The sequence below is a fragment of the Demequina silvatica genome (genome assembly GCF_000971215.1).
Taxonomy (GTDB): Bacteria; Actinomycetota; Actinomycetes; order Actinomycetales; family Demequinaceae; genus Demequina; species Demequina silvatica.
The window spans coordinates 301,992-322,610 of record NZ_BBMA01000002.1; the positions used below are offsets into that span (position 1 = coordinate 301,992).

The following is a 20,619-nucleotide window of genomic DNA, read 5'->3' on the forward strand; positions in this document are numbered from 1 at the left end:
TCAGAGGCCCAGATAGAGCCTGATCGCAGCATCGGCGCGATCAGACACGGTGTGCGGCACCACACCCATCCGCACCAGCAGCCGCTCGACGCTCAACGTGCGGATCTGCTCGGCCTGTGCCTTGGAATCGACGTCGAGCCCGCCCACGCCAGCGGGGATCGGAACCTGGAAGTCGAAGACACGATCGACGGTCGAGGTCACGGGCAGCACCGTGACATTGCCACCCCACCGCATCGCCGCTTCGACAAGTCGGGGACGCCCCACGATCAGCACTGGGCGCACCTTGCTCGCCTCGGAACCTCGCACGGGATCGAGGTCGGCCCGCCAGATCTCGCCTCTCACACGCCGTCCCCCGCGACGCCGTCCCACGCCGCATGCTCACCCGAGTCCTTCCACTCGCGCATCGCGTCGATCAGCTGAGCCTCGAGCTCGCGTTCGCGCTCGGCCTCGACCAATCGCTCGATCGCGGAGTGGACCGCTGCCGACCGGTTCGAGGCCGCGCCGGCGGCGACCAACGCGTCGAGAACCTTGATGTCATCTTCCGGGAGGCTGATGCTCAACTTGACGGCCATACCGCGATCCTACTCTGGTGCTACCGCCGTGGCAGAAGGTGTGGATCAAATGCCCAGCCACTCCTCGACCAGCGCCGGCACGGCCTCCTCGATGGGCTCCCGCACCACCAGCGACGCCTCCGCGTCGTAGGCCGTGGGCGACGCGTTGACGATCACCAGGGACGCGCCCGCCGCGAGCGCCGACCCCGCGAACATCGCGACCGGGTACACCTGCAGCGTGGTGCCGATCGCGACGAAGAGGTCGCAGCCGCGCGCCTCCCGCGACGCCCGGTCGAGGTCGGCCTCGCGCAGCGCCTCCCCGAAGTACACGACGTCCGGCTTGAGGATCCCGCCGCAGTACGGGCACCGCGGGTCCGGGTCGACCTCGAGCAGCGCCACCACCTCGCGAGTGGGCAGCCCGAACCCGCATCCCAGGCACGAGGTCGTGGCGAGGGCGCCGTGCATCTCGACCACCGCATCGTCCGGCGTGCCGGCGGCCTGGTGAAGGCCGTCGATGTTCTGGGTGAGCACGGTCCGGCAGGCGCCCGCGTCCACCAGGCTCGCGAGGGCACGATGCGCGGGAGACGGCCGCGCCTCCCACGCCGGGTGCGTGGCCCAGTCCCGCCAGCCCTCGATGCGCGCGTCGCGGTCGCCGACGAACACGTCGAGCTCGAGCAGCCGCGCCTTCTCGGGGTGGCGGGTCCACACGCCGTCGGGGCCGCGGAAGTCGGGGATGCCCGCGCCGGTCGACAGCCCGGCGCCCGTGAGGACGGTGATCACGTCTCCATTGTGCGCAGAGCCCGGCGAACCGCCACGCCGTCGCATCGTCGCTGGTCGGCGCGAGGGGCGCGGTAAGGATCCTCGCCCCGACCCGCTAGCCTCCGAGCATGGCCCTCCGCTCCTGGCATCCGTCCCGCGCCACCGTCAGCGCAGCCGCTGCGATTGCGCTCGCCGTCGCCGCAACGCTGCCCGGCGCGCCGGCCGCCGTCGCCGCACCCGTCGAGCTCGCCACGGGCGAGGTGACCTCGGAGGTCACGTCCGTCGCCTCGACCACCACGGTGCAGATCGGGGACGTTTACGAGGGGCAACGCCCCATCGCCCGGGTCCAGGTCACGTCGGAGGCTCCCGTCACCGGCTCGGTCGGCATCATCATCGAGGGCGTCCTCTTGGTCGGTTCGGCGACCCTGACCGACGGCCAAGGGATGGTCCTGCTGCCGCCGGTCCACGGCGGGCCGGAGGTCAACTACACCGCGTATTACTACGGGGCTCCGGGGATCGTCGGTTCGTACGCGGAGACCACGATCCAGGTCATGACCGCTCAGGCGACGACCACCCAGGCGACCGTCGCCCGATCCACCTACGGCACCCCCGGCACGGTCGACGTCACCGTGAAGGGGGCGGCCGTTCCTCTCGGCGACGTCACCGTGACCAGCGGGTCGTTCAGCCGCGACGCCTCGTTGTCGCTCCCGGGAGTCACGGCGACGGTCACGCTGCCGAAGACGTGGAAGCCCGGCACCCGCACGCTCCAGGTGGACTACACGGGGTCGCTCTCGTCGCTCCCTTCGCAGACGACGGTGACGGCCACGGTCACCAAGGCGGCACCGAAGGTCACCGCGGTGCGTGAGACCGCGGTAGCGAAGGGCTCCCGCTCGACCCTGGTGGCCACAGTGGCGAGCGACGTCGCGCGCGAGACCGGCCAGGTGCAGGCCTACGTGGGCGACAAGCCCGTCTCCGCGAAGGTGACCCTGGTCAGGTCCGGCTCCGTCTACAAGGTGCGGTTCCGCACGTGGAAGCTGCCCGAGGGACGGATCGCTATCAAGTACTCCGGCAACGCTCTCCTTCAGCACAAGCGCGCAGCCACCGGCCTCTACGCCCGCTGACGCCGGGTGAGGCATGCGCCACACCGTGCATCACCCCTGTTCGGGATGCCGATAGCCTCGGCGCGTGACCCGCACCGCCCGGCCCGCCGCCCGCACCCTCCTGTCCGCCACCGTCGCGCTCGCGCTGACCGCCACCGCGGTGGCGAGCGCCTCGGCACGCGACCTCGCGACCGAGGGCCCCGAGACCGTGAACGGCGAGCTGCTCGAGGTGGTCATCGAGACCGAGGGCGAGAGCACCACCGGGCACGTCCTGGTGGACGCCGGCGGCACGGTGACCGAGGTCGAGGGCGAGGCGCTCGAGGACATCGAGTCCGGCTCCGAGGTGCGCGCGACCGTCGAGGAGACCGTCGACGGCACCGAGGTGCTCGCCGCGACGGTGGTGGAGCCCGTCGAGGCGACCGCGACGATCGCGGACCACGCCGCGTACGTGGTGACGGTCGACGACACCACGGTGACCGGCGATGTGGCGCTCGCGGACGCCACGGCGGACGCGGAGGCGGCGCTGGGCTACTGGGTCCGCGAGAGCCGCGGCGCGATCCCGACCTTCGACCTCGCGGCGTCCGCGACACTGAATCTCAAGTACTCGTGCGAGGCGGGCTACCAGGCCCTGTGGAACAAGGCCGCGGCGCTGTTCCCCGACGTGACCTTCTCCGCAGAGCGCAACCACCTCATCGTGTACACGCCCACCACGTGCAGCTACCCCTACGCGGGTGTTGCGAACGTGGGCACCATGGCGCGGGGCGGCTTCGTCCACATCGCGGACCGCGGACTCGCGGTGACCGCGCACGAGATCGGGCACAACCTGGGCCTCGGGCACAGCAGCCTGGTGTGGGGCGACGGCTTCGGCTCCGACTTCGGGTTCGCGGAGTACTACGGCGTGTACAGCCCGATGGCGGGCGCGATCGGCACCTACGACCCCGCGGATCTGGACGCGGGCTACCGCTCGTTCCTCGACCTCCCCGGCGCCGAGGCCCAGACGCAGACCGTCACGCTCGAGCCCGGCGGCACCGAGCCGTCCGTGATCACCCTGGGCACCTCGGACGCGACGGAGGGCATCTCCGCTGTGACCTTCGCCGACGACCAGGGCCTCCAGTACTTCCTCGAGTACCGCGACGGCGCCGGCACCGACGCGGGCGCGTTCTTCGCCGCCGCCGATTCCTGGTTGAGGCCGGCCAGCGGGTATGTCGCGCGCTACGCCCCCGGCGTGGTCATCACCGCGATGGACCCGGGCTACAACGAGCAGCTCCTCATCGGCGAGGACAACGGAACGGGAACCCTTCGGACGTCGTTCCGCGCGGGCGATACCTTCGTGGACCCGATGGGCCGCTTCACCCTCGACATCACCTCGCTGACCGCCGAGGCCGCGACCGTCGCGATCACGCCGGGCCCGCGCAAGTGGTCCGCCACCAAGGCCACCGCGACCACGGCGGCCTTCGGCACTGCGGGCAAGGTCACCGTCGCGGTCGCGGGCGCGTACCGCGCGACGGGCAAGGTCACGCTCTCCTCCGGATCGCAGACCTGGACCAAGACCCTCAACGGCTCCGGCAGGGCAACCTTCGCGTTGCCCAAGACGTGGAAGCCCGGCACCCGCACGCTCACCGCGAGCTACGGAGGCTCGCTCGCCTCGCGTCCCTCCGAGACCACGGTGAAGGCGACCGTCATCAAGGCGCAGCCCCAGGTCACCGCGGTCAGGAAGACCGCGATCCGGAAGGGTGCGCGCGCCACGTTCGTGGCCACCGTCGCCAGCGGCGTCGCCCCGGAGACGGGCCAGGTGCAGGTCTCCGTGGGCAAGCAGGCCGTGTCGGGCAAGGTCACGCTGGTGAGGTCCGGGTCCGTCTACAAGGCGAAGATCACCACGTGGAAGCTGCCCGCCGGCCGCGTCGCGGTCAAGTTCCACGGCAACGCGCTGCTGGTGCAGAAGAAGGCCTGGACGTCCTACTACGCGCGCTGACCGCGCTGACCGCGCGCGACCAAGCGCCGAAGACGGCCGCCCCGGCTACGAGATGTTGATCGACGTCGCGTTGTAGATGCCTTCGTTGGGGATGAGCTCGAACCAGGTCTGGCCCGCGGCGAGCTCGACCGGGTCGCCCTTCGTGGTGGTGAGCACGAACGGGTCGTACTGGCCCTTCTTGCTCCACGTGATCGGGATGTACGAGTTCCCGGTCGCGACGTAGCCCTCACCCGAGCGACCCGCGACCAGCGTCTCCGGCACCGAGGACGTCGACGAGCCCGACGTGTACTGCACCGTCACCCACAGCATCACCACGTTGGTCGCGGACAGCTGCGTGCCGTCGGTGGTGACGTGCGGCGTGCCCGCCTCGTAGCGCTTCCACGTCTTCGACGCCGCGTGCCACCGCCACTGCGGGTGCGCCATCGAGGACATGGTGATGTCGATGGTGGACGCCTTCTTGCCCGACTCGCGCGCCGTCGCCTCGGAGGCCGGGTACGCGATGTCCCACTGCTGGTCGGGCGCCTTCGCGCCCTCGGACTGCGCGGCGAAGTCCGTCGGGTAGCCGTGCAGGTTGTGCGGGGCCGCCTTGTCGGAGCTGCGGTAGAAGCCGTAGTCGCCCAGGTCCTCCGTCACCATGACCTGGCCCGAGTTGGCCGTGTCGGCGATGAACCGCGGCTGCGCCCCCGAGAACACCAGCGGACCCGCGAACGATCCCATGATGTTGCGGTCCATGGGCCGCATCGACCGGATCGGGCCCACCGACTCGGGGTACTCGGACTGGTAGACCGCGATGAGCCGCGAGATGCCGTACTCGACGTACTCCTCGAACACCACGTCCGCCTTGTCGAGGTTCTCCTGCGGGCGCGCCTCGACCGTGTTCTCGATCTTGATCGACAGCGCCGGACGCGACAGCGCGGCCTTGCTCGCCTTCGACGCGTCCAGCCCCGTGAGCGGCCACGCGACCTCGGGGCGCGGGTCCTCGGGGGCGGGCGGCAGCGCGACGGCGGACACCGCGGGCGACGAGTCGATCGAGACCGTCGAGGTGGGCCCGCTCTGCGAGGACGGCGAGCACGCCGCGAGGGTCACCATGGCGGCCGCGGCCGCGAGCGCGCCGGCGAGGCGGGTGGTCATCATGCCGACGAGTGTAGGCACGGCCGTAGGCTGATCCGCGTGACCTACGCGCGCCTCGCCGACGATCCGTTCGCCGCGGTGGACGATGCGCTGGCCGGGCGGGCGGACGGCGTCGCCGCCGCGACGTCCGGGTCCACGGGCGCGCCGCGCGAGGTCCTCATACCGGGAACCGCGATCCGCGCCTCCGCGGAGCTGACCGCCGCGAGGCTCGGCGGCGACGCGTCCTGGCTGCTCGCGATCCCGCCCACGCGCATCGGCGGCGCGATGGTGGTGGCGCGCGCCCGACTCGCCGGGACGCCTCTGGCGACCCTGCCCGCGGGGCCGTTCACCGCATCGTCCTTCGCGGACGCGACCGCCGCCCTGCCGGCCGGCCGCCGTCACGTGTCGCTGGTCCCCACCCAGGTGCGCCGCCTGCTCGCGGACCCCGCGGGCCGCGACGCGCTCGCCACCTACGACGCGGTGCTGGTGGGCGGCGCGGCGCTGCCCGAGCACGACGCGCCCGCGAACCTGGTGCGCACGTACGGCATGAGCGAGACGTCCGGCGGCTGCGTGTACGACGGCGTCCCGCTCGACGGCGTGGGCGTGCGGATCGAGGAGGACGGCCGCATCCTGCTGTCCGGCCCGACCCTCGCGGCCGGCTACGCGGACGGCGACGCCTCCGACTTCCTCGACATCGACGGCGTGCGCTGGTTCCGCACCTCCGACCTGGGCGAGCGGCGGCCGGACGGGCGGCTGACCGTGCTCGGCCGCGCGGACCACGCCATCAACACCGGCGGCGTCAAGGTGCACCCGCAGCGCATCGAGCTCGCTCTCGAGCGCGCCGGCGCGACCGCCGTCGCGGTGGTCGGGGTTCCCGACGCGGAGTGGGGCGAGGCCGTGGTCGCGGTGGTCGAGGGACGGGTGGACGATGCGGCGGTCGCCGCCGCGCTGGAAGGTCTCGCCTCGTACGAGCGTCCCAAGCGCATCGTCCATGCGCGGGTGCCGCGCACCGCGGGTGGGAAGATTGACCGGCCGGCCGCGCGTGCGCTGGCAAGCGAGGAGGACCGATGACCACCACCGCCGACTGGATCGCGGGCGCCCGCCCACGGACGCTGTGGACCGGCGCCGTGCCCGTGATCGTGGGCACCGCCGCCGCCATCGCGGAGGGCGGCTTCCGGCTGGTCCCCGCGCTGCTCGCGCTGGGCGTCGCGCTCGCGCTGCAGATCGGGTCCAACTACGCGAACGACTACTCGGACGGGATCCGCGGCACCGACATCGACAGGATCGGCCCCGAGCGGCTGGTGGCGTCGGGCAAGGCGCTGCCGTCCTCGGTGAAGCGCGCCGCGTACCTGTCCTTCGCGGTGGGCGCCCTGCTGGGTCTCGCGCTGGTGGTCTACGTCGAGATGTGGTGGCTGCTGGCCGTGGGTGCGATCGCGATCGTGGCGGCGTGGACGTACACCGGGTCCTCGCGTCCCTACGGCTACGCGGGCTACGGCGAGATCAGCGTGTTCATCTTCTTCGGTCCGGTCGCGCTCCTGGGCACCATGCTGACCCAGGCCGGACACGTCACCTGGTGGGCGGCCGTGGCCTCCGCCGGGGTGGGGCTGTACGCGGTCGCGCTGCTGCTGGTCAACAACATCCGCGACCTCGAGACGGACGCCCTCGCGGGCAAGCGGACGCTCGCCGTGAAGGTGGGCGAGCTGCGCGCGCGCCAGCTGTTCGCGGCGTCCGTGACGCTGCCTATCGTGCTGTCCGTGGTGGTCGCGTTCGCGCACCCGTGGGTGCTGATCTCGACCGTGGTGGCGCTGCCGTCCGTGGTGATCGCGTTCGGGATGCGGATGGGGGCGTCCGGCAGGAACTTCGGCGTGATGTTCCAGGGGATCAGCGGCGTGGGCCTGGCCTACGGCCTGCTGATTGCGGTCGGGCTGGCGCTGTAGGTCAGCTCTTCGCGTCGGCGTCGCGGTCGGCGTCCGCGCCGATCTCCGCGTCCTCCTCCGCGTCGGCCTCGCGCAGGCCCTTCTCGCCGCGGGAGATCCAGCCGTCCATCTGCTGGGCGGCACGCACCCGCAGTCCGGGCAGCATCAGGTAGGACACCAGCCAGGCGAGCACGAACGCGGCGATGATCGCGATGACGTCCCACCATCCGACCAGCCAGAGGCCGAACACGATGGTGGCGAAGATGCCCGTGCGGACACCCCAGTACGCGAGAACGCTCATGCCTCAACGGTACCCGGCGTAGGCTTGACCGATGGGCCGCATCCTTCCCCTCCTGGTCTACCTGGGCCTCGTCACGTACGCCCTCTCGGACGCGCTGCAGCGCCCCGAGAAGGCCCCGTACGGCGTGTCCAAGTGGATGTGGGCGGCGATCATCGTGCTGCTGCCCTTCGTTGGCGCGATCGGGTGGATCCTGCTCAGCCGGCTCCGCCCCGACAGCGGCTCCGAGCGCCGCGCGGAGCCCGTCGCTCCCGACGACGACCCGGAGTACCTCGCCTGGCTGCGCGACCAGGCGCGCCGCAAGAAGCAGAGCGGCGAGGGGCGCTGACGCGCCCGACGCCCGCCCTCACCTCACCTCGACGCGCACCCGCCTCGCGCTCTCGCGCCCGACCGGGGTCCGCTCACCCGTGAGCGCCACCACGGCCTCCGCCTGACGGACGCGCGGCGTTCCCACCCACAGCTCGACCTCGCCGGGCTCGACCGCCCGCATCAGGTCGCGCCCCGAGAACGCGAGCCGCGCCGCGGGAATGTCGAGCACCACGTCGCGCGCCTCGCCCGGAGCGAGCGGCACGCGCGCGAACCCCACCAGCTGCGCGACCGGCCGGGTGACGGACCCCCGGCGCACCCGCGCGTAGACCTGCACCACCTCGTCGCCCGCACGCTCGCCCGTGTTCTCGACGCGAACCGACACCCGCATCGTCCCGTCGCAGGCGGCGCCCGTCGCAGAGAACCCCGCGTATGCGAAGGTCGTGTACGAGAGCCCCTCGCCGAACGTCCGCGGCGTCGCCGAGGACAGGTTGGTGACGTCCGAGTCCTCACCCAGGCGCGGGTGGAGGTACGTGTGCGGCTGCGCGCCCGTGTCGCGCGGGATCGAGACGGGCAGGCGGCCCGACGGGTTGACGCGCCCCGACAGGACGCCCGCGATCGCGCGTCCCCCCTCCTCGCCGGGGAAGAACGCCTGCACCACCGCGGCGCAGCGCTCGAGCGCCCACCCGATCGCGTAGGGCCGCCCCGTCACCAGGACCAGCACCACCGGCGTGCCCGTCGCGAGGACCTCCTCGACCAACGCGCGCTGGACGCCGGGCAGCTCGAGCGAGTCCGTGTCGCAGCCCTCGCCGGAGGTGCCGCGACCGAACAATCCGGCTTGGTCCCCGACCACCACGACCGCGACGTCCGCGGCGCTCGCGGCGGACACGGCCTCCGCGAAGCCCTCGCGCGAGTCGCCCTGGACGTCGCAGCCGTGCGCGGTGAGCACCGGGCCCAGCTCGTCGCGGAGGGCGTCGAGCACGGTCGGCACGTCGAGGCCCAGCTCGGTGCCCGGCCGCTTGTCGAGCACGTGGTTGGCGAACGAGTAGCACCCGAACATGGCCTGGTAGCGGTCCGCGTTGGGGCCGATCACCGCGATGCGCGGGGCGCCCGAGGGGGACGATGCGCGGGCCGGGTCGGCCTCGAGAGGCAGGGTGCCGTCGTTGGCGAGCAGCACCACGCCGCGCTCGGCGAGCAGGCGGGCGACCTCGCGGTGCTCGGGCCCGTCGAGCTCGATGCCGGACGGCGCGGGTCCGTCGAAGGACGCGTCGAGCAGGCCCAGCCGCTCCTTCTGCGCGAGGATGCGTCCGGCGGCGCGGTCGACCAGCTCCTCGGGCACCGCCCCGGACCGCACGGCGGCCGCGAGCGGCGCGAGGTAGGCGTCGCCGGTGGGCAGCTCGACGTCGACGCCGGCCGCGAGCGCGAGGCCCGCGGCCTCGCCCAGGTCGGCTGCCACGCCGTGGAGCAGGTGGAGGAAGGCGACCCCGAAGTAGTCGGCGACCACCACGCCGTCGAAGCCCCACTCGTCGCGCAGGACGCCGGTGAGCAGGGACCCGTCGGCGGCCGTGGGCACGCCGTCGATCTCGGTGTAGGCGTGCATGACGGAGCGGACGCCGCCGTCGATGACGGCCATCTCGAACGGCACCATCATGACGTCGCGCAGCTCGCGCGGGCCCATCGCGACGGGCCCGAAGTTCCGCCCGGACTGCGACGCGGAGTAGCCGACGAAGTGCTTGAGGGTCGCGTCGACCCCCTCGGACTGGACGCCCTCGACGTAGGACGTGCCGATCTCGGCCACCAGGTACGGGTCCTCGCCGATGCACTCCTCGGTGCGTCCCCAGCGCGGGTCGCGCACCACGTCGAGCACCGGCGCGAGGCCCTGGTGGATCCCGAGCGCACGGCAGTCGCGGCCGATCAGCGCGCCCATGCGCGCCACCAGCTCCGGGTCGAACGCCGCGCCCCACGTGAGCGGGCCGGGGTACGTCGCGGCCTTCCAGGCGGACAGCCCGGTGAGGATCTCCTCGTGCACGATCGCGGGGATGCCCAGCCGGGTCCCGGTCACCAGCGCCCGCTGGCGCTCCCAGAGGACCCGTGCCCGCGCATCGGCGTCCACCGGGGTGGTGCCGTAGATGCGGGTGAAGTGGCCGATGCCGTGAGCCGTCGCATCGTCCAGGCCGCCGGTGACGGACACCTCGCCCTGGAGGGGCGCGACCACGTCGCCCTTCTCGTCCTCCCAGAATCCGGTGATCTGCGCGAGCTTCTCCTCGAGCGTCATCTCCGCGACCAGGGCGGCCACCCGGCCGGACACGCGCGCGTCCACCGCGGTCATCCCTTCACCGCCCCGGTGAGACCGTCCACGATCCGCCGCTCCATGAGCAGGAAGAACGCGAGCGCGGGCAGCATCGCCAGCGACGTGTACGCCATGATCATGGTGGTCGCGGCGGAGTGCTGGCCCTGGAACGTGGTGACGCCCAGCGGCAGCGTCATGCCCGCCGGGTCGCCGGTGAGCAGCAGCAGCGGCAGCAGGTACGCGTTCCACGAGCCGATGAACGCGAGCACGCCCACCGTCACCATCGCGGGCCGCGCGAGCGGCAGCAGCATGCGCCAGAAGAACCCGATCCGGGAGATGCCGTCCATGAAGGACGCCTCCTCGAGCTCCTTGGGCAGCGCCGCGAGGAACGGGCGCAGGATGATGATGGTCACCGGCAGCCCGAACGCGATCTGCGGGATCACCAGCCCCCACAGCCCGCTGATGCCCATGTCGCGCAGCAGCAGGTACAGCGGCAGCACGGCCACGGTGAGCGGGAACATCAGGCCCGTGGTGAAGATGACGAACACCAGCTCGCGACCCTTGAACGAGTACCGCGCGAGCGGGTACGCCGCCATGGTCCCGAACAGCACCACGCCCGCGGTGGTCGCGACGGCCACCAGCGTCGAGTTGAGCAGCTGCCGCCAGAACAGCGGCTGGGACAGGATCTCCCAGTAGTTCTGCCACATCCACGGGTCGGGCAGGCCGGTGGGGTTCGCCGCGAGGTCGCCCTGGGTGCGGAAGCCGCCCAGGATCAGGTACAGGATCGGGCCGAGCGTGAGCCCGACCCCCACGAGCGCGATGCCCACGGCCACGTAGGTGGAGCCCTCGGGCAGCAGCCCCTGGCGACGGCGGTGGGGGGACGATGCGGGGGTTGCGCGGGTCGACGTGTCGACGGACATCGTGGTCACCGGGCCTTTCGGGGGTGCGCGTTGTCGCGGCGCAGGATGGTCGCCATGTAGGCGAGCGCGATGACGAACGAGAGGAAGAACATGATCACGGCGATCGCGGAGCCGTAGCCCCAGTCCGCCCGGAAGAAGCCGATCTCCATCATGTAGCTCGCGATGGTCGAGTACTGGCCCGCGGTGCCGCCGCGGTTGAGCACCCACACCATGTCGAACAGCTGGATCGAGCCGATGATCGACAGGAACGCCCAGATGCGGATGGTGGGGCCGATCAGCGGGATGTTGATGCGCCACTGGATCTGCCACCAGCTCGCGCCGTCGATGGCCGCGGCCTCCTGCAGGTCCTCGCTCACGCCGGACAGGCCGGCGAGGAACAGGATGATCGCGAGGCCCACGTACTTCCACGTGATGATGAAGAAGACGGTCCAGAAACCCCAGGTCTGGTCCTCGAACCAGCCGCCGGCGGGCATGTCGAGCCCGACGGAGCGCATCAGCTCGGTGGCGATGCCGTTGGGGTCGAAGATGATGAGCCACATGGTGCCCGCGATGACCTCGCTCAGCACGTAGGGGGCGAAGATCACCACGCGCGTGAAGGCGCGGCCGCGGAACCTGCGGTTGAGGGTGAGCGCGACGATGAGCGCGATGGGCAGCTGCACCGCCATCGACAGGAAGATGATCGCGACGTTGTGGCTGAGCGCCTCCCAGAACGGCTGGGAGTACGCGGTGGTGAACGCCTGCTGCGTGACGGGGTCGGTGCCGCCGAACAGCGCCCGCGCATAGTTCTCGAGGCCGATGAACTCGGCGTCGGAGAACTGCGAGACGCCGTTCCACTTGTACAGGCTGAACCGGGCCGCGGACACGACCGGGTAGACGACGAAGGTGAGGAACAGCACCATCGCGGGTCCCACGAAGAGGGCGATCTCCGCCCACTTGCGGACCGTCGCGCGACGGGTGTGCTCGGATGCAGGGGTCACGGGGCGCGACCCCGCCGCCGACGAGCTGTCGACGGCGGGGCTCGCGCTCCGACCCGAGGCCTCCAGTGCGGTCACCAGGGAGCCTCGCTTTCTTGGGTCTCGGGAGCGATCGGTCAGGCGGTGGCCGCGGCGGCGATCATCGCGTCGACAACGCCCTGGGCGTCGCCCGTGCCGTTGAAGATGTTGACGATGCCGTCGTTCATGGCACCACCGACGTTCGGGCCGAGCAGCGTGTCCATCCACAGCTGGACGTACGCGGCGCTGGACGTGGTCTGCGCGATCTTCTGCAGCACCGGGTCGGTGATGGCGTCCGCCGCGGCCGGGGCCACGGGCAGTCCGCCGACGGCCTCGGCGTATCCGCGCTGGACGTCGTCGCTGACGATGTACGCGAGGAAGTCCGCGCACTCGACCGGGGCGTCCACGTAGCAGGAGAAGCCGTCACCGCCGCCCATGGCGGCCGACGGGTCACCGGAGCCGCCCTCGGTCGCGGGCATCGGGAACCAGTCGAGGTCCTCGTGCAGGGCCGCGATGGCCTCCTCCGAGCCGTCCGTGAAGCCCTCGTACACGAAGTAGTTCCACTGGCCCATGAGCTCCATGGCGGCCTTGCCGTTCGCGACCATGCCCGCCGAGGACGTCGCGCCGGTCTGCGCGACCGTCGACGTGAACTGCGGCTGGAACGGCTCGGTGCCGATGAAGTCCTCGAGCTGCGTGCCGGCGTCGAGCCAGCACGGGTCCGTGAAGTCGAGGCTGGTGCCGGCGTTCGCCACCACGTCCTGCGAGCAGGAGCGCAGCGCGAAGTTGTACCACCAGTGCGCGGCCGGCCATCCGTCCGAGGCGCCCACCGCGATGGGCACGATGTCGGCGTCCTTGAGCTTCTGCACCGCGTCCGCGAGCTCCGCCATGGTGGTCGGCTCGGCGGTGATACCCGCCTCCTCGAAGAGCGAGGGGCGGTACCAGATGCCCTCGACCGCGAACTGGAACGGCAGACCGTAGGTGGTGCCGTCCACCTGCCACGGGGCCACACCGCCGCCAAGGCGCTCGATGTCCGCGGACAGGGTCTCGGACAGGTCCATGAGGTAGCCCGCCTCGGCCTGCGCGGCCATCTCGCCGCCACCCCACTGCTGGAACAGGTCGGGCGCGTCGCCCGACTGCAGCGCGGTGGGGATGCGCGTGCGCTGGAGGTCCTCGTTCTGGATCTGCTCGATCTCGATGGTGACGTTGGGGTGCTCGGCCGTGTAGTCGGCCGCCACCTTGTCCCAGTAGTCGCCCAGCGAGTTCTCGCCGGTGTCGCCGGCGACGCCGTTGTGCCACCACGTGAGGGTGACCGGTGCGTCTCCGGATCCGCCGGATGTGGCGTCCGCGGACGTGCCGGGACCCTCCGGGTCGCTCGAGCTGCACGCTGCCAGCAGCGCCATGGATGCCGCGACCGCTGCCCCTGCAGCGGCTCGTCGCATGTTCGCCATGATCTCCCCTTTTCAGTCGTCGTTGACTCAGGCCGAACAGTGGCGAGTGTGGCACCTCCGCGTCGCGTTGGTCAAACGTTATCGATAACGTTTTCGCAACGGTGGTTGCGGGCGCATTGCCGGGCCCCCATGCCAGGTAGCATGCGGACATGGAACCGGTCGCCCGCGTCAAGCTCGCCGACGTCGCCCGCAGGGCCGGGGTCTCGGTCGCGACCGTGTCCAAGGTGGTCAACGGCCGCTACGGCGTCTCGAAGGACACCATCGCCCGCGTCCAGCAGGTGATCGACGAGCTCGGCTACGCCGGCAACCTCTCCGCCGCCGCCCTGCGCGGTCAGCGCACCAACGTGCTCGGCATCCTCGTGGGCGGCTTCGAGCCGTTCTCCGCCGAGCTGATGAAGGGCGCCTGGGCCGGCGCCGAGGGCAGCGGCTACGAGCTGCTCGCCCACTCCGGGGGCCACGGCCACGGCTGGGAGCGCCGCTCGCTCGCGCGGCTGGGCGGCACGCTCATCGACGGAGCGATCCTGGTGACCCCGACGGTGCTCAACACCGCGACCGGCGTGCCCGTGGTCGCGATCGACCCCCACTACGGGCCGTCGTCGCTGCCCACCGTCGACTCCGACAACTACGGCGGCGCGCGAGCCGCCACCGAGCACCTGCTCGCGCTGGGCCACCGGCGCATCGGCTTCCTGGGCGGCCGCCGCGACCTCGACTCGGGCCGCCGGCGCGAGGACGGCTTCCGCGACGCCATGGCCGCCGCGGGCGTCGAGGTGGACGAGGACCTCGCCGTCGAGACCAGCTACGAGCCCGAGCTCGCCGCCGCGGCCGCCGAGTCGATGCTCAGCCTCCCGCACCCGCCCACCGCGATCTTCGCCGCCAACGACACCACGGCCCTCGCGGTCATGGACGTGGCCGCGGATCTCGGGATCTCCGTCCCCCACGAGCTCTCCGTGGTCGGCTTCGACGACATCCCCGAGGCAGCCGGCGCGCCCGTACCGCTCACCACCGTGCGTCAGCCGCTGCAGGCCATGGGCGCGGAGGCGATGGAGATGCTGCTCCTGCTGGTCCGCGGCGAGGAGTGCGAGCAGCACGTCCGCATGGACACGGAGCTGGTGGTGCGAGGCTCGACGGCCCCGCCCCGCTGACGCCTCCCCCGCCTCGACCCCGCCCGGGCGCGCCATGGGGAAGCCAGTAACGCTTTCGGCAGATGCTCGCGCGCTGCGGGGAACTGAGCGACGCCGTCGCCGCGCGCAACCGCGCTCAGCCCCGGTAGACCTCCAGCACCCGCGCGCCGACCACCTCGACGTCGAACTGCTGCACGTGCTCCGCCTGCTCGGCGTGGATCTCGGCCCGCAGCGCGGGATCCTCGATGAGCGTCCGCAGCGCCTCCGCGAACGCGTTGGCGTCGCGCGCATCCACCGAGACCTCGGGCCGCGCCCCGATCACGGACAGGTACCCGGGGTTCGCTCCCGCGAGCACCACGCCGTCGCCGCGACCCGCCAGCGACGCCATCGCCTCCACCAGCACGATCCCGAAGCTCTCGCCGCCCGTCGCCGGGAACACCGCGATGTCCGCGTCCGCGTAGAAGGCCGCCTTGTCCTCCTCGGCGACGAACCCGACCAGCGACACCCGCTCAAGCGCGCTCACCTCGACCGCCGACTCGACCGCCCCCATCAGCGGCCCGCGGCCGCCGATCCGCACCTCGAGCCGCTCCTGCACCTCGACCGGGAGCGCGTCGAGCGCGTGCACCAGCTCGAGCACGCCCTTGCGCTCGACCAGCCGACCCAGGAACGCGATCACCAGCCTGCCGTCGTCGCCCGGCACCGGCGCCGCCGCCCCGGCCGCCGCCGCGAACCCCTGGACGTCGACCGGGCAGGGCACCACCACGGGCGCGATCCCGAACGCGGAGGCGGCGAACTCGCGCGCCGGCTCGGAAACGGCCATGAACGCGTCGAACCTCCGCAGGTTGCCCCGTAGCCACCGCCCGAGCGCGTGCGTGCCCCACGAGGACACCGCGCCGTCCGGCAGGATGTGGAACGTCCCGACGATCCGCACGGACCGCGCCTGCAGGCGCCGGGCCTCGTCCACCACGCGCGCCGCGAACAGCGGCGAGTGCGGGATCTGGACGTGGATGACGTCGTAGCGCTCCCGCTCCAGGAGCACGCGGATCGCCTTCCGCGACGTGGGCAGCGGGATCCGCAGCCCGTTCCCGTTGAACTGCACGCCCACGTTCCGTGCGACCGAATGCACCGTGACGTCGGAGCGCGGCGACGCCGAGGAGCACAGCACGTGCACCTCGTGGCCGGCCCGCGTCAGGTACCCCGCGAGCGTGAGCACGTACTGCTGCACCCCGTCGGGCCGGTCGATCGAGTCGTCCAGCACCAGCGCGATCTTCATGCGATCAGGACCCCGCGTACGTGTGAAGGCCCTGGAAGAACAGGTTGACCACGGTGAAGTTCATGATGAGCGCCGTGAAACCCGCGATCGCGAGCCATGCGCTGCGCCGCCCGGCCCAGCCCTGCGTGGTGCGCGCGTGGAGGTACGCCGCGTACAGCACCCAGATGACGAAGGACCAGACCTCCTTGGGGTCCCAGCCCCAGTAGCGGCCCCATGCGTGCTCGGCCCAGATCGCGCCGGCCATCACGGTGAACGTCCACAGCACGAACCCGACGGCGTTGAGCCGGAAGGACAGCGCCTCGAGGTTCGCCGCGGACGGCACCGCCTCGAGCCACCGCGCACGCGTCCCGCGCCACCGCACGCCGCGGTCGCGGGAGTCCCGCATCAGCTGCAGCACGGTCGCGATGAAGGACACCGCGAAGATGCCCGTCACGATGGTCGCGATCGACACGTGGATGACCAGCCAGTAGCTCTGCAGGGCCGGCGGCAGCGTGTCGACGTCCTTGTACAGGACCGTGAGCGCGAGCCCCAGCGACACCGTCGCGAGGCCCGTCACGCCGGCGCCCAGGAACGCGACGTCGCGCTTGCGCTGCAGCACCAGGTACGCCACCACCGCGAAGAACGAGCCCGAGATCGTGTACTCGTACATGTTCGACCACGGCACGTGACCGGCATCGATCCCGCGGGCGACCAGGCCCACGCCGTGCAGCACGGCGCCCATGAAGGTGGTCGCCCGGGCGATGCCGGCCGCCTTCGCGGCGCGCTTCGCGGGGGACGATGCGGCGGGCGCCTCCGCGACCGGCAGCCCCTGGTCGGGGGTCGGGCCCCCGACGGCGACGGTCTCGCGCGCGGCGGCGCGGGCCGCCGCCTTGTCGTCGGCGACGCGGGCCAGCCGGATCGCGTGCGCGACCATCGCGATCGCGTACAGCACCGTGGCGCCGCCGAGCGCCATCACGCTCAGGTCGCTCAGGTTGTTCATGCGTCTTCCCTCTCCTGCGCGCCCGGGGCGGGCGCGCGGCCCACGGCCGCGGCCAACGCGCGTTCGAGGACCGTGCCGACCCCCGTGTCATGCGCGGGGGCGTAGGCGGCTCCGGTGACCACTGTAGTTCCGTCCTCCGACGTCGCCACCAGCCAGATCTTGCGGCGCGACGCGAACAGCGAGGTCGCGAGCCCGGCGAGCGTCAGCACGGCCGCGGCGAGCAGCCACGGCAGCGACGGGTCCGCCCGCAGGTCGAACGCGCCGTAGCGCGGCAGCTCGTCGAAGCTGACGGTGCCCAGGCCGTCGGGGAGCTCGACGGTCTCGCCCAGCGCGAGGCGCAGGGTCACCGGCTGGCCGTCCTCGTCCTGCACGGGGCTGAGCTGCGACTCGTCGAGCGTGTAGACGTTCTGCGGGACACCCTCGTCGAGGCCCAGGTCGCCGGTGTACGCGAGCATCTCGATCACCGGGTTGGCGGGGTCCGGGTGGATCGAGGCGACCGCGAACGGCCCCTCGAGGAAGGTCGGGTAGAGCGTCGCCTTGAAGCCCAGCTGCTCGCCGGTGGTGACGTCGGGCACCTTGATGACGCCCGTCGAGGTGTACGCGGCGTCCTGCGCGAGGAACACCACGGGACCCGAGAACGCGATCTCCCCCGACGCGTCGCGCACCGTGATGACGGGCGCGTAGCCGTTGCCCTGGAGGTAGATCTTGGCGTCGCCCGACTCGAGCGGGTGGTTGACCGCGATGGTCTCCGCGACCGCCTGCTCGCCGGGCTCGGTGAAGGTGACGTTCGCCTGGAAGTGCAGGGGGCGGCCCGTGTCGGAGAACTCGGCGTCCAGCGAGTCGAGGCGCAGCGTGAACGGGTCGAGGTCGGCGGGGTCGAACAGCGAGCCGGAGGAGAACGTGTCGTACGCCGCGACGGCGTTGGTGAAGGAGCGCCCCTCCACCACGATCGCCTGCCCGCGGTACGTGAAGAGAGTGCCGTACGCGACGGCGATCAGCACGGCGACCAGCGAGGCGTGGAACACCAGGTTGCCGAGCTCGCGCACGTGGCCCGTCTCCGCCGCGAGCGCGACCGACCCGTCCTTGCGGCGATCGATCCGCACGCGGTAGCCGGTGAGCGCCCCCAGCCTGCCCGTACGCGGGCGGAGCTCGGCGCGTGCCCTGCCCAGCGCATCGTCCACCGTCACCTCGGCGGCCTCGGGACCGGCGCCCGTGTAGCGCGCGAGCGAGCGCGGGGTGGCGGCGATGGGGCGGCGCAGCTCGCGCCAGTGGTGGAGCGCGCGCGGGGCGATGCAGCCGATCAGCGACGCGAACAGCAGCAGGTAGATCGCCGTGAACCAGGCAGAGCCGAACACGTCGAGGAAGCCGGTGGCGTCGAGCACGGGGCCCCAGAACGGGTTCTCGGCGATGAAGTTGCGGGTGGCCGCGGCGTCCTGCGGCCACTGCGGCAGCACCGAGCCGGGGATCGACGCGAGCGCGAGCAGGAGCAGCAGGATGAGCGCGACGCGCATCGAGGTGACCTGGCGCCAGATCCACCGCAGCCAGCCCTTGAAGCCCAGGCGCGGCGCGGCGGGCACCACGTAGTTGTCGAGCTTGACGCGCGCCATCAGACGGCCACCCAGAACGAGTCGATCCAGCCCTGCAGCTCAGCGGTGAGGCTGTCCCACATGCCGGTCACCAGCAGCACGCCGAGGACGATCAGCATGGCGCCGCCGATGCGCATGAGCGCGAGCCGGTGGCGGCGCAGCCAGCCCAGGACCTTGCCCGAGCGCTCGAACAGCACGGCGAGCAGCACGAAGGGCAGGCCGAGACCCACGCAGTACGCCACCGCGAGCGCGACGCCGCGACCCTGGGTCGCCTCGGACAGGCCGAGCGTGTACACGGCGGCGAGCGTGGGGCCGATGCACGGCGTCCAGCCGAGCCCGAACGCCACGCCGAGCACGGGGGCGCCCGCGAGGCCTGCGGTCGGGCTGACGTGCAGGCGCTTCTCCGTCTGGAGGAACGGCAGCGCGCCCATGAACGCGAAGCCGAGCAGGATGATCACCACGCCGAGCAGCCGGGTGATGAGCGTGAGGTACGGCGCGAGTGCCGCCCCCAGCGAGGACGCGAGAAAGCCGAACGTGACGAACACAGCCGAGAAGCCGAGCACGAAGAGCAGCGCGCCGATCACCAGCCTGGGCTTCGACGCCTTGCCCGTGCCGCCGGCGCCGGCCATGCCGGAGACGTAGCCCAGGTAGCCGGGGACCAGCGGCACCACGCACGGGGACGCGAAGCTCACCAGCCCGGCGAGCACCGCGACGGGGATCGCGAGCAGCATCGAGCCCGAGAGCGCGATGCCGGAGAAGGTCGCGTCGGCGGCGAGGGGCGTCACGCGGCGCCCTCGGCGGCCGCTTCAGCCGCGCCCCCGGCGGCCTCCTCGATGAGGGACTTGAGCGTCGACGGGTCGGCGGTGCCGATGACGCGCGCGTGGAGGTTCCCCGCGGGGTCGACCACCAGCGTGGTGGGCACCGCGTTCATCGCGACCAGGCCCTGGAGCGTCGCGGTGGCGGCCCCGTCCGTGTCGTCGATCGACGGGTACTCGATGCCGAAGGTGCGGTCGAAGGCGTCGACGGTGGGCGCATCGTCCCGGCCGTTGACGCCGATCAGCTGGACGTCCTCGCGCGCGTCGAGCTCCGCGAGGTCCGGCGCCTCCGCACGGCACGGCGGGCAGGACGCGTACCAGACGTTCACCAGCACCACCTGGCCGCGGTAGTCCGCGATGTCGACGGGCTCACCGGCGAAGTCCGTGCCGGCGAGCTCGACCACGGGGCCGTCGTCCATCACGGTGACGGTGCCGTCGCCCGAGACGTAGCCGGGGGACTCCGTGGCGTCGCCGGGGGCGCAGCCCACCAGCGTGAGCACGATCGCGAGCAGGACCGCCGCGAAGATCGCGAGGCGCGCGGCGGGCCTCACCTGGGCACCTCGATGTGGGCGGCCGGCGCCTGGTAGCCCGCGAAGCGGATGGCGTCGCCGTCGACCTCGAACGTGGTGAGCGACGCGAGGGCGCACTCGCGCGAGCGCGGATCGTGAAGGTAGGAGCGGCCCTCGGCGGAGCAGCGGGCGACCCAGATGGGCAGCTGGTGGCTCACCATCACGGTCTCCGAGCCGGGGTTGGCGGCGGCCGCGTCGATGATCGCGGCGCGCATCCGCGCGGCCTGCTCCTTGTACGGCTCGCCCCACGACGGCTTCCACGGGTTGCGCAGCAGCCACCAGTTCCGGGGGTGCAGCAGGGTGCGCGGCGACGGCGTGGGCCCGCCCGCGAAGGCGTTGTCGGCCTCGATGACGCGGTCCTCGGTCACGATCTCGAGCCCGTAGGCGGCCGCGACCGGCGCCGCGGTCTGCTGCGCACGCAGGAGCGGGGAGGCGATCACGCGGCCCACCTGCGCGCCGGTGGCGAGCAGGTGGTCGGCGACCGCCTGCGCCATGCGCTCCCCGGTCTCGGAGAGGCGGAACTCCGGCAGCCGGCCGTACAGGACCCCGTCGGGGTTGTGGACATGGCCGTGGCGGAGGACGTGCACGCGGGACATGCGTCCTATTGTCACCCG

At 72.1% G+C, this 20,619-nt stretch carries 21 protein-coding genes; 6 read left to right on the forward strand and 15 right to left on the reverse strand.

The window, feature by feature from the left end; genetic code table 11:
- Genes AOM05_RS01435 through AOM05_RS01445 form a run of 3 tightly spaced genes read right to left on the reverse strand, consistent with a single transcriptional unit; the run spans position 1 to position 1,331 of the window.
- Positions 1 to 369: a type II toxin-antitoxin system PemK/MazF family toxin gene (locus AOM05_RS01435; protein WP_369401105.1), complete on the reverse strand. Its 369-nt coding sequence runs from the start codon at positions 367 to 369 to the stop codon at positions 1 to 3.
- Positions 339 to 572 carry a ribbon-helix-helix domain-containing protein gene (locus AOM05_RS01440; protein WP_062518827.1) on the reverse strand — a complete coding sequence of 78 codons (234 nt, stop codon included), beginning with the start codon at positions 570 to 572 and terminating at the stop codon, positions 339 to 341. Before AOM05_RS01440 ends, AOM05_RS01435 begins: the two co-directional genes overlap by 31 nt.
- Positions 573 to 617: 45 nt before the next feature.
- On the reverse strand, positions 618 to 1,331 hold the full coding sequence (locus AOM05_RS01445; RefSeq protein WP_228373170.1) for an SIR2 family NAD-dependent protein deacylase: 714 nt from the start codon (positions 1,329 to 1,331) through the stop codon (positions 618 to 620).
- Between the two features lie 107 nt (positions 1,332 to 1,438).
- On the opposite strand from AOM05_RS01445, the gene AOM05_RS01450 reads away from it, so the two are divergent.
- Together AOM05_RS01450 and AOM05_RS01455 are read left to right on the forward strand one after the other, a co-directional pair.
- The gene (locus AOM05_RS01450) at positions 1,439 to 2,431 is read left to right on the forward strand and encodes a hypothetical protein (protein ID WP_062518828.1); all 993 of its coding nucleotides are present in this window, start codon (positions 1,439 to 1,441) and stop codon (positions 2,429 to 2,431) included.
- 64 nt (positions 2,432 to 2,495) lie between these two features.
- On the forward strand, positions 2,496 to 4,382 hold the full coding sequence (locus AOM05_RS01455; RefSeq protein WP_062518829.1) for a zinc metalloprotease: 1,887 nt from the start codon (positions 2,496 to 2,498) through the stop codon (positions 4,380 to 4,382).
- A gap of 45 nt (positions 4,383 to 4,427) precedes the next feature.
- On the opposite strand, the gene AOM05_RS01460 is transcribed toward AOM05_RS01455, so the two are convergent.
- Positions 4,428 to 5,516, reverse strand: a complete 1,089-nt coding sequence (locus AOM05_RS01460; protein ID WP_062518830.1) for a DUF3048 domain-containing protein — start codon at positions 5,514 to 5,516, stop codon at positions 4,428 to 4,430.
- A 36-nt stretch (positions 5,517 to 5,552) separates the two neighbouring features.
- Here AOM05_RS01460 and AOM05_RS14365 point away from each other — a divergent pair, with 36 nt between their 5' ends.
- Both AOM05_RS14365 and AOM05_RS01470 read left to right on the forward strand, forming a co-directional pair.
- On the forward strand, positions 5,553 to 6,563 hold the full coding sequence (locus AOM05_RS14365; RefSeq protein WP_169746706.1) for an AMP-binding protein: 1,011 nt from the start codon (positions 5,553 to 5,555) through the stop codon (positions 6,561 to 6,563).
- Entirely contained in the window at positions 6,560 to 7,429 is an 870-nt protein-coding gene (locus tag AOM05_RS01470) for a 1,4-dihydroxy-2-naphthoate polyprenyltransferase (RefSeq protein ID WP_062518831.1), read from the forward strand. The genes AOM05_RS14365 and AOM05_RS01470 overlap by 4 nt, the downstream gene beginning before the upstream one ends.
- A gap of 1 nt (position 7,430) precedes the next feature.
- Here the strand turns inward: AOM05_RS01470 and AOM05_RS01475 are convergent, their stop codons facing one another.
- Complete coding sequence (locus tag AOM05_RS01475; protein WP_062518832.1) at positions 7,431 to 7,709, reverse strand: DUF4229 domain-containing protein; 279 nt, start codon at positions 7,707 to 7,709, stop codon at positions 7,431 to 7,433.
- A gap of 31 nt (positions 7,710 to 7,740) precedes the next feature.
- On the opposite strand from AOM05_RS01475, the gene AOM05_RS01480 reads away from it, so the two are divergent.
- Complete coding sequence (locus tag AOM05_RS01480; RefSeq protein ID WP_062518833.1) at positions 7,741 to 8,034, forward strand: PLD nuclease N-terminal domain-containing protein; 294 nt, start codon at positions 7,741 to 7,743, stop codon at positions 8,032 to 8,034.
- 18 nt (positions 8,035 to 8,052) lie between these two features.
- Here the strand turns inward: AOM05_RS01480 and AOM05_RS01485 are convergent, their stop codons facing one another.
- From AOM05_RS01485 to AOM05_RS01500, 4 genes are read right to left on the reverse strand one after another with little or no spacing between them, the layout of a single operon-like run.
- A complete protein-coding gene (locus AOM05_RS01485; RefSeq protein WP_062518834.1) occupies positions 8,053 to 10,341 on the reverse strand; it encodes a beta-xylosidase/alpha-l-arabinosidase in 2,289 nt (762 codons plus the stop codon).
- Positions 10,338 to 11,222, reverse strand: a complete 885-nt coding sequence (locus tag AOM05_RS01490) for a carbohydrate ABC transporter permease (RefSeq protein WP_156165019.1) — start codon at positions 11,220 to 11,222, stop codon at positions 10,338 to 10,340. Before AOM05_RS01490 ends, AOM05_RS01485 begins: the two co-directional genes overlap by 4 nt.
- Before the next feature lie 5 nt (positions 11,223 to 11,227).
- On the reverse strand, positions 11,228 to 12,274 hold the full coding sequence (locus AOM05_RS01495; RefSeq protein WP_062518836.1) for a carbohydrate ABC transporter permease: 1,047 nt from the start codon (positions 12,272 to 12,274) through the stop codon (positions 11,228 to 11,230).
- A gap of 38 nt (positions 12,275 to 12,312) precedes the next feature.
- Positions 12,313 to 13,662, reverse strand: a complete 1,350-nt coding sequence (locus tag AOM05_RS01500) for an ABC transporter substrate-binding protein (RefSeq protein ID WP_062518837.1) — start codon at positions 13,660 to 13,662, stop codon at positions 12,313 to 12,315.
- 149 nt (positions 13,663 to 13,811) lie between these two features.
- On the opposite strand from AOM05_RS01500, the gene AOM05_RS01505 reads away from it, so the two are divergent.
- Complete coding sequence (locus tag AOM05_RS01505; RefSeq protein ID WP_062518838.1) at positions 13,812 to 14,804, forward strand: LacI family DNA-binding transcriptional regulator; 993 nt, start codon at positions 13,812 to 13,814, stop codon at positions 14,802 to 14,804.
- A 115-nt stretch (positions 14,805 to 14,919) separates the two neighbouring features.
- Here AOM05_RS01505 and AOM05_RS01510 read toward each other — a convergent pair whose 3' ends face one another.
- The 6 genes from AOM05_RS01510 to AOM05_RS01535 are packed head-to-tail and all read right to left on the reverse strand — an operon-like array spanning position 14,920 to position 20,601.
- The gene (locus AOM05_RS01510) at positions 14,920 to 16,056 is read right to left on the reverse strand and encodes a glycosyltransferase family 4 protein (protein ID WP_062518839.1); all 1,137 of its coding nucleotides are present in this window, start codon (positions 16,054 to 16,056) and stop codon (positions 14,920 to 14,922) included.
- A 4-nt stretch (positions 16,057 to 16,060) separates the two neighbouring features.
- Entirely contained in the window at positions 16,061 to 17,035 is a 975-nt protein-coding gene (ccsB, locus tag AOM05_RS01515) for a c-type cytochrome biogenesis protein CcsB (RefSeq protein WP_062518840.1), read from the reverse strand.
- Positions 17,032 to 18,642: a cytochrome c biogenesis protein ResB gene (resB, locus tag AOM05_RS01520; RefSeq protein ID WP_062518841.1), complete on the reverse strand. Its 1,611-nt coding sequence runs from the start codon at positions 18,640 to 18,642 to the stop codon at positions 17,032 to 17,034. Before resB ends, ccsB begins: the two co-directional genes overlap by 4 nt.
- On the reverse strand, positions 18,642 to 19,406 hold the full coding sequence (locus tag AOM05_RS01525) for a cytochrome c biogenesis CcdA family protein (RefSeq protein WP_369401106.1): 765 nt from the start codon (positions 19,404 to 19,406) through the stop codon (positions 18,642 to 18,644). The genes resB and AOM05_RS01525 overlap by 1 nt, the downstream gene beginning before the upstream one ends.
- Positions 19,403 to 19,987 carry a TlpA family protein disulfide reductase gene (locus tag AOM05_RS01530; RefSeq protein ID WP_082097171.1) on the reverse strand — a complete coding sequence of 195 codons (585 nt, stop codon included), beginning with the start codon at positions 19,985 to 19,987 and terminating at the stop codon, positions 19,403 to 19,405. The genes AOM05_RS01525 and AOM05_RS01530 overlap by 4 nt, the downstream gene beginning before the upstream one ends.
- Positions 19,984 to 20,601 carry a histidine phosphatase family protein gene (locus tag AOM05_RS01535; RefSeq protein WP_062518842.1) on the reverse strand — a complete coding sequence of 206 codons (618 nt, stop codon included), beginning with the start codon at positions 20,599 to 20,601 and terminating at the stop codon, positions 19,984 to 19,986. Before AOM05_RS01535 ends, AOM05_RS01530 begins: the two co-directional genes overlap by 4 nt.
- Between the last annotated feature and the right edge of the window lie 18 nt (positions 20,602 to 20,619).